Below are 12,750 nucleotides of genomic sequence, written 5' to 3' on the forward strand. Positions count from 1 at the left end.
AAACCGGCCACTAGGGCCGGTTGTCGGTTTACGCTCCGGGTCAGGCTGCGTGCTCGACCGGGTTCGGTTGAGACAATCCTTCCAGCTCGCCAGGAGCGAAGTTGTCCACCTGGATAGCCTCGTAGCGCAGGGCATCGGCGGCCAGCAGCCTGTCCGCCTCCTCCTTGCCGAGGATGGACTGGGACAGGGCCGCAGCCACCAGCTCAGGCAGCGCCAGCTTGCGGGGCAGTCTGCCCTCTTTCTGGGCCTGCACCAGCTTCTTCTCGATGGGCTGCACCGAGACCATGGCCTGGAAGGCACGCTCCATCAGCCCCACCGGATCCGCCTCATCCTTGCCCACATAACAGAGCGCGGTCAGACGATCCCGGAACTCGCCCGGCGTCATCATGGCCAGGCAGATGGCATGGCAGCGATCGTCCGCCGGCATCTTGTAACCGACGCCGAACGGGAACACCACCCGCTTGAGTACGGCACCCACCACCTTGTTCGGGAAGTTCTGGAAGAAGCCCTCGAACGCTTTGCCAATCAGATAGAGGTTGCGCTCCACCGCATACTGCACGAACGGCAGGTCAGAGACCATGCGGCCCTGATCCTCGTAATGCTTGAGGGTGGCGGAGGCCAGGTAGAGGTGGCTCAGCACGTCACCCAGACGGGCGGAGATCATCTCCTTGCGCTTGAGATCCCCGCCCAGCATCAGCATGGAGACGTCGGCGCACAGGGCCAGCCCTTTACTCATGCGGGAGAGTTGCTTGTAGTAGCGGGCGGTTTCGCCGGCCACCGGGGCACTGTTGAACTGACCCAGGGTCAGCCCCTGGAACAGGGCACCGAAGAAGTTGCCGGTACCGAAGGCGATGTGCTTCATCAGCAGGGCGTCAAACTTCTCGAGACCACGCTCCACATCGGTGTCGGCCGCCGCTTCCAGCTCGGCAAACACATACGGATGGCAGCGGGTGGCCCCTTGCCCGAAGATCATCAGGTTGCGGGTCAGGATGTTGGCCCCTTCCACCGTGATAGCCACCGGAATGCCCATGTAGGCGTAGCCGGTGTAGTTTTTCGGGCCCAGCTGGATGGCACGACCGGCGTGGATGTCCATGGAGTCATCCATCACCTGGCGGGCCATCTCGGTCATGTGGTACTTGGAAATCGCGGTGACGATGGCCGGTGCCTGACCCAAATCCAGGGAACCTGCGGTCATGCGACGAGCCCCTTCTAGCTGATAGGTGAGTCCGCCGATACGGGCCAGCGCTTCCTGCACCCCTTCAAACTTGCCGATGGACATGCCGAACTGCTTGCGCACGTAGGAGTAGGCGCCCACGGTGCGGCTCGCCATGTGACCGCAGGCGGTGCCAAGGGCTGGCAGCGAGATGCCGCGACCGGCGGAGAGGCACTCCACCAGCATGCGCCAGCCGCGGCCGGCGTAATCCGGGCCACCGATGATCCAGTCGAGCGGAATGAACACATCCTTGCCGAAGGTCGGGCCATTCAGGAACGCCAACCCCATGGGGTAGTGGCGATCGCCGACGCGCACGCCAGGGTGACTGGTCGGGATCAGCGCACAGGTGATGCCGATCTCTTCCTTGTCACCCAGCAGTTTTTCCGGGTCATAGAGCTTGAACGCCAGCCCCAGCACGGTAGCACGCGGCGCCAGGGTGATGTAGCGCTTGTTCCAGTTGAGGCGAATGCCCAGCACCTCTTCACCCTTGTGCATCCCTTTGCAGACGATTCCCTTGTCCGGGATGGCGCCCGCATCGGAGCCCGCTTCCGGCCCGGTCAGGGCGAAGCAGGGCACCTCCTTGCCGTTGGCCAGCCCCGGCAGCCAGAAATCTTTCTGGGCCTGGGTGCCGTAATGCATCAGCAGCTCGCCCGGGCCGAGGGAGTTGGGTACCATGACGGTGACCGCGACACTCAGGCTCTTGGTGGCGATACGGGTGACGATGGTGGAGTTGGCAATCGCCGAGAACTCGCGGCCGCCGTAGGATTTCGGGATGATCAGGGAGAAGAAGCCTTCTTTCTTCAGATAGTCCCACACCGGCTCCGGCAGGTCCTTGGTCTCGTTGACGATCTTGAAGTCGTCCACCATGGCGAGCAGGGTTTCGACCTGGTTGTCGATAAAGGCCTGCTCTTCTGCGCTCAGCTCGGCCTTGCCGTAGCCGTGCAGTTTCTTCCAGTCCGGGTTGCCGCGAAACAGCTCCCCGTCCCACCAGACGGAGCCGGCCTCCATGGCCTCCCGCTCGGTGGCCGACAGGGGCGGCAGTATCTTCTTGAAGATGCCGAACACGGGGCGGGTCACCACCTTTTTACGGATGGCGGGGACACCGAGCACCACGGCTATCGCCAGCACCAGCAGGACAAGCAATGTGATCATACCGAAGTTCCTTCTATTTCACTGTTTCCGTTGATTATTGTTAGGTGTTACACGGCCAGGGAGAGCCTGGTCGACTCCACGGGCGCCCCGACACCGGACGCCAGATAAGGAATGACGTTGCGCACCAGCCCTTCCACATCGAGCTGCTGGCCAAAATCGGCCTGGGCGATGTCACGCAGGGCATCCGCAGAGGCCATGGTGAAGACGACGGTGCCCAGGGTGAAGTGCAGGCGCCAGAAGAGATCCGCTGGCGACAAATCCGGATTGGCCTTGGAGATGGCCTGGGTGATCCCGTGCAGGGTCGCCCCATAATGGGTGGTAATAAAGCGGCGCAGGTGGCCCTGACTGTCGATATAGCCGCGCCCCAGCAACTGCATGAAGAGCGCCGGACCATTCGCCCTGACGGCCGACAGTTTCATCAGGGGTTCGACAAAGCTCTCGAACACCTGCAACAGGGTCAGCTGATCCTGCGCCATCAACGTCTGCAACCGCCCGTCCAGTGCCGGCATGAAGAGGCTCAGATAACGGTCGAGCACCGCCTGGATAAGCTCCTTCTTGGAGCCGAAGTGATAATTGACCGAAGCCAGGTTCACATCGGCCTCGCTGGTGATCAGACGCAACGAGGTATCGGCGAACCCTCGCTCGGCAAACAGCACCTCGGCGGCGTCGAGAATACGGTTCTTGGTATCGATTTTACTCACTGGACACCTCACTTAAACGAATGTTTAAAAAGTACGTTTCACGCCCACTCATGTCAAGAGAATGTGAACAAGTGTTGGCTAAATGTTTTTAATCAAAAAAGAGGGAAGATGGCGGGAACTTCGCGGCGAGACGGCACTCTATATCTATGCCACTGCAATTAAACATTAAGTCTCGCCCAACCTGCGTCATGCTAGTTGGGCATTTTTTTGCCCTGCCGTCACCCGATGCGCCGACAGAGAACCAAAAAAAACCGTCGCAGGGGCGACGGCGGGGAAAACGGGTCTGACCATCCAGTGTCGACCCATCGATGGGTGTTCAGGCTTGCATCGATGTCGCTATCCTCGCAGTGAAACGTCATCAGACTTTGTCAGCACAGACCCAAATTGTGACAAAGTATGGCAACCAGCCACATGGCCCGGCTTCGCCAATCTTGCTATGCTGTCGCCTTATGCCAGAGGGGAGAGAAGATGAAGTATACGGTCGATACCCACACGCACACCGTCGCCAGCACCCACGCCTACAGCACCATTCATGATTACCTGCCCATCGCCAAAGCCAAGGGGATCAAGCTGTTCGCCACAACGGACCATGGCCCGGACATGGCAGATGCCCCGCATTACTGGCATTTCGTCAATCTGCACGTGTTGCCCAGGGTTGTGGACGGGGTCGGTATCCTGCGCGGCATCGAAGCCAACATCAAGAATATCGACGGTGAAATAGACTTCCCTGAGCGCTACGAATCGCGGCTCGACATGATCATGGCGGGCTTTCACGAACCGGTGTTTCCCCCCTGCGATCAGGCGACCCATACCCAGGCCATGATCAACGCCATTCGAAGTGGTCGGGTCGACATGATAAGCCACCCCGGCAACCCCGCCTTCCCCATCGATATCCAGGCGGTGGTCAAGGCAGCGGCAGAGTATCGAGTGGCGCTGGAGGTTAACAACTCCTCGTTCAGTCACTCCCGTGCAGGCAGCGAAAGCAACTGCCGCGCCATCGTCGAGGCAGCGCGCGATCTGGGTGCCTACCTCACTTTCGGCTCCGACTCCCACGTGGCTTTCAGCCTCGGCGACTTTGATCACTGCCATCGGCTGGTCACCGAAGCCAACTTCCCACATGAGCGGATCCTGGCCCGCTCCCCCCGCGCACTGCTCGATTTTCTCGAGAGCCGCGGCCGTGCTCACATCCCGGAGTTCGTTGACCTCTGATATGCCTTAACATCATGAGCCAACTCATAAAATCGAGTTGGCTCAATTGACTTGTCCGGCTTTTTTCACGACTCTGAACATCAAGCCGCCGGTATAGCTCAGTTGGTAGAGCAGCGCATTCGTAATGCGAAGGTCAGGAGTTCGATTCCCCTTATCGGCACCAGATAAAACAAAGGGTTAGCATCATGGTGAGGCTAACCCTTTGTGCTTTTTTGCTCTATACCCCTCTCCATACCCCTCCTTTGCGATTTGCTACCCCTCCCGCTTGAGTACAAAAAAGCCCATCCTGCTTGGGTGGGCTTCTTGGGGTGACGCAGGGGGGCAAGGCTAGGCTAGGAGCGGCCCAAACACCTTTTCATCACAGAGGACTCAAATTCATTTACCAGTTGTGACTTGCCTTCATCACTGCCTGGAAGGGGCTTTTGGTAAGCCTCATGAATCAGTCTGACCCTGATTAAACCATTTGTGGCTGCGAGGTTGTCCCCTGACTCGGCAGACCAATCAATTTCTCTACGTGCAGCCTCAAGCGCTTTAGCTCGGGACTCACCATAGAACAAACGTAGCTTCATCGTGACGTTCGCTTGATGCGCCACCATTGCGCAATAGCGGGCATCATAGGACTCCACGTAATCAATACCGTTAGGGTATTTGTTGCTCAGTTGCTGCCCCCAGGCCGTACCAGTACACACAGCCAACACAGCCCCTAAAACCAATCCCTTCATCTTCCCCAAGCTCCCGTTGCTCTGGCGAGCATGTCGCCATTGTGTCGTTCGTTTAGCTGTGACCTAGCCGTAACCTAGCCGTCATGATACCAGCTACAGGAGTCAATTTGAGCCGTGTAAATCTATTTCCTGCATATTAACGATCAGGCCACTTTGGTTGGCGCTCACCCGAAATACTAACCAATTACTAGCCCGTTACTGGCCGATCTATTACCGGATTATTACCGTTGGGCTATCACCGTTTTGTAACCGTTGGTTGAATGCTGCGGGGTGGCAGTGGGGTAGTGGTGAGGGTGCGGTGGGGGTAGCAGTTGCGGGCTCTTCACCATGCTCAAACCCAGTGCTGGCGCGGCTTGCAGGGGGGGATTTTTGTTGGTGGGGAGGTAGATGATGTAAGTTTCCTATAAACCCTTTTAGAGATAGCCGTTGCTTTAGGGAAGGTGCGAATAAGTCATATGGCACGAGAGCATTTACTGGTAACCCATTGATATTAAATGACTAAAATTTTCATTTTTTGTTCGTGGGATACTTGTTCGCACTTTCCTTAGGGAAGGTGCTAACAAGTCACTTGGCACAAAAACACACCATTCTAAATTATTGATATTAAATGGCTAAACTTTTTAGTTTTGGCGCATAGGGTACTTATTCGCACCTTCCTTAGTTCGTGAACAACGCCCTATACGTCTATCTAATCCCCTTATCTATGTGTAATTACTTTATAAAGAGATCTACTTCACCACTTCACCAAATATGAATGAAAGCCAGCAACAGCGCGGGTTAGCGGCTGGTGAGGCTGCCCGCTTTCTACTTCGCCACAGCTTCACCACTTCACCATAAAAAAGCCCCACCAAATCGGCAGGGCTCAGGGGGCAGAACCAGCAACGGCTATTCTTGGGTTTGCGGCGAATCGTTCACTGGCAAACGGTATTCCTTGCGTCGCGCTCTCAGTGGGCGTGATTCTATGCGCCCTTCCTTTTCCAGCATTGTTAACGCCCTCCCATATCTACCCGCCATCGCGGGCTTTTCATCGTGATAGCCACAAAGCTCAGCAGCAGTGAACCAGCGGGCGGATTGCATCGGGCGGGCCAAGTGTCGGTCAACAATTATCGCGTAATGTGCCCCCTTGTCGGTGTGAGCATCGTTAGCCTCTGCTTGTGCTTTGCTGGTGGCCTCGTCGAGATACCAGCTCGCCCCAGCATCGTAGTCCGCTTTGACTTCAAGCCAGAACTGACGCAGGCGCTCGGGGTCGTTTAGCTCAAGGCGTCCGGCGTTCCACGTCCAGCCCAACAACTCGTTGAGTTTGTCCATATCAGCGGGGGCGGCCATCTCGATAACAGCAAAACGAGCGTTCCCCGTCTGGTCTTTGAGAAAGTCCGTACCGTTAACCGTGGCAAAGAATACCGTTTGCCGCTTCTTGCTGGTGGTCGTTCTCCCATAGGGGGCGCGGTATCTGTCCTCGGCTTGGGTAATAAAGTCCTTTAAGCGCCCTGCCTCGCCCTTGGTGGTGCTTTCCAATTCGGCCAGCTCGAACACCCAGCAGGAACAGGCACGGATCACGCTGTCCTTGTCTTGTGGGTCGAGACTGCCGGAACTCGTAGCCCCCTCCACTACGCCCGCCAGTCGCTGAACCCACGCCGATTTCATAAACGATTGATCGCCCTGTAGGACTGGGATCAGCTTGCTAATAAACGAGCCCTCATAACATGCGGCAGCCACAGCGGCCACCAGCCAAGGGCGTATGATTGCTTCGGCATAGGCTGGATCGTTCGCGTTGAGCGTCTTGATAACGCTCGCCACTCTCGGCGCTCCGTCCCACTCACCGCCCTCTAGCCACTCTCTGACAGGGTGATAACTGTTCAACTGGCACAGCGCGATCAAGTGCTCGTCTATGGCGGCATCGGGAACCTCGGCACGTTGGCAGGCGTCCACCAAAGCCGAACGTTGCCCCTCGTCAGTTTTGCCAAGGCGGCGGCCCTCGTCTGTCGTTAGCTCAGGGGTTGCCGTCATGGTGTTATAGCGGCCAATCCATCCCTTGTGCTCCAGCACGGCCAACAGGTTAAGTGACGTTTTTAGCGGCTTTCTCTTCTCGTCAGTGTCCGGCAGAAATAACTGTGGTTCGATCTGCTCCGGGGTAGCTGGTGGCTCGAACGGGATCACGTTTGTTGGTGGTGGCAGTGGCTTCATTGGGTGGCCTCCATGATCTCTGCCATTTGATCGGCGCTCAGCAATGGAAACATAACCCCCTTAGGCTGGCTAATAGCCTTTGCTTGCCTTTTAGCAACGGCTAACGGCTTGGTGCCCTCTCGCATCGCCTCGAATCGCTGGCGCTGCTCGTCTCGCTGTGCCCTTGCCCACTCGCGGCGGTTGTGCGCGTGAATATCGGGGAACTGCTCTTTGGCAATCTCTTGAACGGCTTTGAAGCTATCCCCGCTGAAACTGCGAATGGTGATCAGGTCGAATTTGTCGCACAGCCTATTACCAGCGGGATCGCTTTGGTGGTGTGAGAAAATGCGCTCTTTGCCGTCCGTCGAACTGGTCAGAATATGAACCCCAGCGGTTCCACTTGTTGACTCTGGTGCCATCCATGCGTTTCGCCCCTTTCGCTTATAGCCATAATGGGCGAGCAGCTCCGGCCATTCGTAGCTGGCGTTCACGCGCTCGATGATCGACACCTGCCTACCCACCAGCTTTTCATTAAATGGCTTGGGGGCAGCCTGGTTAAACTGCTGGCTAACTTTAGCTGCGGCGGCTTGGTGCTGCTCTGCCAGCGCGGCAGCATTGAGCCAGAACGGGGCGGACGGGCTCAGCGCGGCTCCCTCGGCTATCATGTGCTGATAATGCTCGGCTGTGCTTTTGATGACCGTTGGCAGGATCATAAATTGAGCAGGGCGGCCAACACATGGATCAGATCCCAGCAACTCGGCAAGCGCGAATTGCAGATCGGCCCACATGGCGAATGGCACAGGCTCGGCCAGCTCCACAAATACCCGATAACGGGGCGCGTCCGGCTGGTGGCTCAGGGTTGAATAGATGATAAACGAGCACAGCCCTTGCTCCCGCAAAGCGGCGGCTATGGTCTCGGGCGTCTCGCCCTTGGCGTTGTCCAAATCGGCGCGAAGCATTCCAAACAGCCCGTTAGCCTCTGCCTCTGCCTTGCTGCGAGTCTTGCCATTGTGGGCGGCCACCAGTGGGGACGATTTCTTTGCTGCCTCTGGTGTGTGGGCTCGGCTTTTGTGTGGTTTGCGGGCGGATTGTTTCAGATCATGCCAGCCAACAACGCCGAATGTTGCGCTATTTGAAATGCTGGGAATGGTGGTAAAATCTACCATATCAGAATACCTTATATTTGGCCGGTGGCCTGCCCTGCGAAGAACGGCCACCAGCAGAGTTAGCTAGACGCTCTCGGGGGAAACCTCGGGGGCGTTTTCTTTTTCAAACTGTTCCAGACGTTCTTTGGCATGTTGCAGCTCTAGCGCAGATCTTGCCGCTCGTTGACGCTCGCGCATGGCTTGCCGGTGACTCTTGTCTTTGAGCTCGTTGAGACGCTCGAGGCGAGCTCTGGCATCATCGATATGGCATTCTGTCAGGTGGCGCGGATCTAGCTTGCGGGCGATGATTAACCCCTCATCATCGAGCACGTTGATTATTCGCCAGCAATACCGCTCCCCTTCAAGCCTCTGAATAGCTGATCGGTAGGTGTGCCCCAGTTTTCGGCAAAGCTCAGCTTCTGGAACTTCTCGCCCATCAAGTAACAGGGTCAACAAAAGGCGGGTTCGAGTATTTTTGCGTGGGTAGGCAGCAGCAGGCGCGGCAATGGTCGGGATCATGCTTTGGCCTCCCCTTGGCGGCGAGACTCTAGCCACTGATCTATTTCGGCAAGGTCGTACCTGACCGAGTTGGGGCCAATGTGGATGGGCTTGGGAAAACAGGCGGTGGGGTTACGGCGCAGGCGCTCCACCGTGGAGCGGCTAACGCCTAGACGGGTTGATAATTGAGAGGTTGAAATAAGCATGGGATTGCCCTCATTGCCAGCGACGTGCATGTCGTAGCTTCTGATGGCATTTTTTAGGAATTGCTCACGGCACGGTACGACGTATTTTGGGGCAGGTGTTGTACCGGTTTGCGTCGTACCGCTATCCGAACAGGGATCGCAGGGAGGGGCGTATATCCCAAGGTATGGATTCGATCACCAGCATTGCAAAATCAAGACTCCTACCGGTGTGGGTCTCCTCGTCCGCTCGCTCGCTCAGTCGGTAAAGCTGCCAATCCTTATCTGGCATTAACTTAGCCCATGCGGCTTGGATTTCTTGCGCCAATACAGTCACGCTATAGGGATCCTCGCCAAGTTCCGAGCTCTCAAACCACTCAAGCTCGGCCTTCATCTTCTCGTTAAGAGGGATGATTAAATGCTCGCACTCAGAGGAGACCCCAAGGTTATAAATCTCCTCCAGTAGCTTAAGCTGTTTGCGCTTCGCCTCTATGATCGCTCTTTTGAGGTCGGGGCTTTTGGGTAGCCCCTTTTCTTTTATGGCAAGTTGTTTACCAACTAATGAGAATATCGGCCTTAGCGCAAGGTGGATTTGCTCAAGGTGCTCAGGGCTAAATTCGCGGTAAATGGCCTCGCAGATTTTTGCCTCAAGCCCAAGCTTATAATGGGCATTGTGGACTTTGCCCATAACCTCAAGTACTGGGCGCTTATCAAACTTCGCCATCACCCACGCCCCCCAAAATTGATAGAAACCACGTTATCCGGCTTGGCCTGCTCCGGCTGTGTTATGGTCGTCATGAAATCCCCCCAACGTAGAAATAGCGCCCGCAACTTCTCGGCCATGCCGCCCACTTGATAGGTGCGGATCAGCCTGTCTTTGGGAACGTGGTTTAGCATCAGCTCGATCAGACGTTCGGGGGCATCCAGATATTCAGCCGCGCCCGTGGCAACACTGCGGCGCAGGTCGTGTGGGCTGAATGGCGCAAGCTCGGCTAGATATTTCATCCGCACGCGATCTAGCGCCTTGGTGACGGCATCCCCCGTAATCGGGTGCCCTATTTTGCTGGTGGACTCGAACACATAGGGGCCATTGGATAACGCTTTTTGCAGCTCGATAATCTCCAGTGCCAGCGGGCACAGGGTCACAACGTGGGCTCGTCCATTCTTGGTCTCGGGGATTGTCCAGCGGTCGCCGTTAATCTGCTCCCAGCGCATCCCTACAGCCTCAGAACGGCGTACAGCGGTCAGGGTTATCAAACGCAAGCAGTTTGCCACCGCAAGCGATAGCACTACGTTAGACGCAATCCCACGGCCACCAGCAGCCACAGAACCGCCGCCAGCAGTCGCTTGTTCAAGTGCTCCCCATAACTGGCGCAATTCATCGCGGGCCAACCAGCGTTCACGGGGTGGGGGCATAGATGCGCCAAACATGGCGGGTTTGAGTAGGCGAGCGGGATTGATTTCGATGTGACCTTGTAACACCGCGTGATCGAGGCACTGGTTCAAAACTATCAGCCCTTTTCGTGCGCCCTCGGCAGTCTCTACTTGGCGGAAATGCTCATACAGTACGGCACGGGAGAGATCACACACACGGGTATTGCCAATGGCCGATTCAATGTGACGGGTAAAGGTTCCCTCATAATCGCGCAGGGTGCGCGGGCCTATCGGCTTTGATTTGGCTCGCATCGCCAGCCAATCGCGGTAAATCTCGCCAAGGGTCGGCATCTCGATGTTCTTAGCCTTGGCTTGCTTGGTGACAGTAAGCGGATCAATTCCCTGCTTTACCAATTCAGCCGCTTTACCGTGGGCCTGTCTGGCTTTTGCTAGGGTCATGGCGGGATAGCCGCCAAGCAGCATTTCCCCAGCTTTGCCCGCTATCTTGTAGCGATAGACAAAGCGCTTGATTCCACTGGTGCGCACTTCCAGCTTGAGTCCGCCACCATGCTTTGACTGGATAGCCATACGGCGCACAATAACGCCGGATTCTGGTTTGATTGCCGCAATCTCGGCATCGGTTGTAATCGCCATTCCGTACCCCTCCTCATACCCCTCTTTTGCTATGGTATAGGGTGATATTTCACGACACAACCTGATGCAGTGAGTTGCGTTTAAATGGTTGATTTAATGGCTTTTATTTTTGATTTGTGAGACGAGGTGAAACAGACTGAAATCGGCAAAATCTGGATTCGTAATGCGAAGGTCGTAGGTTCGACTCCTATTACCGGCACCAGACAGACGAAGGGTTGGCCTCAGTGCGAGGCCAACCCTTCGTGCTTTTTGTCCCGGGTCTCTGGCCAAGACGCCGGTGTGACTGTGCCAGAACACCCTCCCCTTCCAGGACACCGCCATCCGCGACGGTCCTGTTCATCTTTCAGAGCCTGACGCACCAACCTGACCCCACCAACAGAGAGGGCAGCCAGGCAGCCACGCCCCGGCTGCACCTGGGTGAGCATCGTTATCCAGAGGCCCCTCAGCGCTGGGCATAGATCTGGTCGAACACCCCGCCCTCCTTGAAGTGAGTGCGCTGGATCACAGGCCACTCGCCGAAGGTCTTCACCACGTCGAGGAAGGTGGCGTTCGGGAAACGGTCTGCAAACTCGGCGAGGATCGCCGGGTTGCGCGGGCGTAGATAGTTGCTGGCAGCAATGCGTTGGCCTTCGTCGGACCAGAGATAGGCCAGATAGGCTTCGGCCTCCTTGCGGGTACCCTGCTTGTCGACCACCTTGTCCACCACTGACACCGGCAGCTCGGCCACGGCGGTGACGCTCGGATAGACCACCTCGAAGCTGCCACGACCAAACTCCCGGGCAATCATTTCGGCTTCGTTTTCGAACGTGACCAGCACGTCCCCTATGCGGTTCTGGATGAAGGTGGTGGTGGCAGCGCGGCCGCCGGTGTCGAGCACGGGAACCTGCTTGAACAGCTTGCCGACAAATGCCCTGGCCGCCTCTTCATCGCCCCCCTGCTCCAGCACATACCCCCAGGCAGACAGGTAGGTGTAGCGGCCGTTCCCCGAGGTCTTGGGGTTGGGCACGATGACCTGTACCCCCTCCTTGAGCAGATCAGGCCAATCCTTCAACCCCTTGGGGTTGCCCTTTCGCACGATGAACACGGTGGCCGAGGTGAAGGGGGCGCTGTGATCCGGCAGGCGATCCGCCCACCCCTTGGGCACCAGGCCCCCATGCTCGGCGAGGGCGTTGATGTCGGTGGCCATGTTCATGGTGATGACATCGGCGGGCAGGCCGTCGATGACGGCGCGCGCCTGCTTGCTCGATCCGCCGTGGGACATGTTGATCTGCAGTGGCTCCCCGCCTTCGGCCTGCCAGTGCTTCAGGAAGGCTCCGTTGTACTCCTTGTAAAAATCGCGCATCACGTCATAGGAGGCGTTGAGCAGGGTGGCCGCCTGGGCCAGCGGGGCGAGAGCCAGTCCTGCAACAAGCAGGGTGGCGGGCACGAGTCGTTTCATTTCACATCCTTGGAATGAGGGGCGAGTGACTGACTATAAGAGTCGACCATTTATTCTTTGAAAGAATAATTACGGCACAGCTTATGCGATAAATGGCATCGCCTGGGTCCGTCGCAACGGATGACGGCGATGAGGTGGTCACCGCCAGGCGGGTCATGATGGTTGCCGAGGGCGGCGCCCATGAACGTGGGGCTCCTTCTGCCCGCTCCCTGCCCCGGACAGGGAGCGCCGTTGTCACCTGCCTCAATTTGGCTTCTCGACATGACAGATAAAAAACGGGGCGAACCTAGTGGTTCGCC

General features: G+C 57.1%; 11 protein-coding genes and 1 tRNA gene. 2 read left to right on the plus strand and 10 right to left on the minus strand.

Annotated features, from left to right (window positions below; translation table 11 throughout):
* Positions 1-40 precede the first annotated feature (40 nt).
* Positions 41-2,365, minus strand: coding sequence for an acyl-CoA dehydrogenase (locus C2U47_RS02080; protein ID WP_103261403.1), 2,325 nt, complete (start codon positions 2,363-2,365; stop codon positions 41-43).
* Positions 2,366-2,412: 47 nt separating this feature from the next.
* A complete protein-coding gene (locus C2U47_RS02085) occupies positions 2,413-3,066 on the minus strand; it encodes a TetR/AcrR family transcriptional regulator (RefSeq protein WP_005324182.1) in 654 nt (217 codons plus the stop codon).
* Positions 3,067-3,534: 468 nt separating this feature from the next.
* Between C2U47_RS02085 and C2U47_RS02090 the strand changes: the two genes are divergently transcribed.
* Entirely contained in the window at positions 3,535-4,275 is a 741-nt protein-coding gene (locus C2U47_RS02090) for a phosphatase (protein ID WP_005324180.1), read from the plus strand.
* Between the two features lie 87 nt (positions 4,276-4,362).
* A tRNA-Thr gene (locus C2U47_RS02095) sits at positions 4,363-4,438 on the plus strand.
* A 169-nt stretch (positions 4,439-4,607) separates the two neighbouring features.
* On the opposite strand, the gene C2U47_RS02100 is transcribed toward C2U47_RS02095, so the two are convergent.
* The 8 genes from C2U47_RS02100 to C2U47_RS02140 all read right to left on the minus strand — a co-directional run bounded on the left by C2U47_RS02100 (position 4,608) and on the right by C2U47_RS02140 (position 12,451).
* Positions 4,608-4,997, minus strand: coding sequence for a hypothetical protein (locus C2U47_RS02100; protein ID WP_103261404.1), 390 nt, complete (start codon positions 4,995-4,997; stop codon positions 4,608-4,610).
* Between the two features lie 885 nt (positions 4,998-5,882).
* Complete coding sequence (locus tag C2U47_RS02105; protein ID WP_233735856.1) at positions 5,883-7,181, minus strand: virulence-associated E family protein; 1,299 nt, start codon at positions 7,179-7,181, stop codon at positions 5,883-5,885.
* A complete protein-coding gene (locus C2U47_RS02110; RefSeq protein ID WP_158657385.1) occupies positions 7,178-8,326 on the minus strand; it encodes a hypothetical protein in 1,149 nt (382 codons plus the stop codon). Before C2U47_RS02110 ends, C2U47_RS02105 begins: the two co-directional genes overlap by 4 nt.
* A 63-nt stretch (positions 8,327-8,389) precedes the next feature.
* Positions 8,390-8,824, minus strand: coding sequence for a hypothetical protein (locus C2U47_RS02115; RefSeq protein ID WP_103261406.1), 435 nt, complete (start codon positions 8,822-8,824; stop codon positions 8,390-8,392).
* Positions 8,821-9,039, minus strand: a complete 219-nt coding sequence (locus C2U47_RS23710) for a helix-turn-helix transcriptional regulator (RefSeq protein WP_103261407.1) — start codon at positions 9,037-9,039, stop codon at positions 8,821-8,823. Before C2U47_RS23710 ends, C2U47_RS02115 begins: the two co-directional genes overlap by 4 nt.
* Positions 9,040-9,130: 91 nt before the next feature.
* The gene (locus tag C2U47_RS02125; RefSeq protein ID WP_103261408.1) at positions 9,131-9,709 is read right to left on the minus strand and encodes a hypothetical protein; all 579 of its coding nucleotides are present in this window, start codon (positions 9,707-9,709) and stop codon (positions 9,131-9,133) included.
* Positions 9,709-11,013, minus strand: coding sequence for a tyrosine-type recombinase/integrase (locus C2U47_RS02130; protein WP_103261409.1), 1,305 nt, complete (start codon positions 11,011-11,013; stop codon positions 9,709-9,711). Before C2U47_RS02130 ends, C2U47_RS02125 begins: the two co-directional genes overlap by 1 nt.
* A 442-nt stretch (positions 11,014-11,455) precedes the next feature.
* The gene (locus C2U47_RS02140) at positions 11,456-12,451 is read right to left on the minus strand and encodes a sulfate ABC transporter substrate-binding protein (protein WP_103261411.1); all 996 of its coding nucleotides are present in this window, start codon (positions 12,449-12,451) and stop codon (positions 11,456-11,458) included.
* Positions 12,452-12,750 lie beyond the last annotated feature (299 nt).

It is taken from the genome of Aeromonas sp. ASNIH7, assembly GCF_002903485.1.
GTDB lineage: Bacteria > Pseudomonadota > Gammaproteobacteria > Enterobacterales > Aeromonadaceae > Aeromonas > Aeromonas caviae.

Excerpts from the sequence above, each read along its gene's own strand:
- C2U47_RS02080 (WP_103261403.1), bottom strand. The coding sequence starts at position 2,365 with ATGATCACATTGCTTGTCCTGCTGGTGCTGGCGATAGCCGTGGTGCTC.
- C2U47_RS02090 (WP_005324180.1), top strand. The coding sequence starts at position 3,535 with ATGAAGTATACGGTCGATACCCACACGCACACCGTCGCCAGCACCCAC.
- C2U47_RS02100 (WP_103261404.1), bottom strand. The coding sequence starts at position 4,997 with ATGAAGGGATTGGTTTTAGGGGCTGTGTTGGCTGTGTGTACTGGTACG.
- C2U47_RS02105 (WP_233735856.1), bottom strand. The coding sequence starts at position 7,181 with ATGAAGCCACTGCCACCACCAACAAACGTGATCCCGTTCGAGCCACCA.
- C2U47_RS02110 (WP_158657385.1), bottom strand. The coding sequence starts at position 8,326 with ATGGTAGATTTTACCACCATTCCCAGCATTTCAAATAGCGCAACATTC.
- C2U47_RS02115 (WP_103261406.1), bottom strand. The coding sequence starts at position 8,824 with ATGATCCCGACCATTGCCGCGCCTGCTGCTGCCTACCCACGCAAAAAT.
- C2U47_RS23710 (WP_103261407.1), bottom strand. The coding sequence starts at position 9,039 with ATGCACGTCGCTGGCAATGAGGGCAATCCCATGCTTATTTCAACCTCT.
- C2U47_RS02125 (WP_103261408.1), bottom strand. The coding sequence starts at position 9,709 with ATGGCGAAGTTTGATAAGCGCCCAGTACTTGAGGTTATGGGCAAAGTC.
- C2U47_RS02130 (WP_103261409.1), bottom strand. The coding sequence starts at position 11,013 with ATGGCGATTACAACCGATGCCGAGATTGCGGCAATCAAACCAGAATCC.
- C2U47_RS02140 (WP_103261411.1), bottom strand. The coding sequence starts at position 12,451 with ATGAAACGACTCGTGCCCGCCACCCTGCTTGTTGCAGGACTGGCTCTC.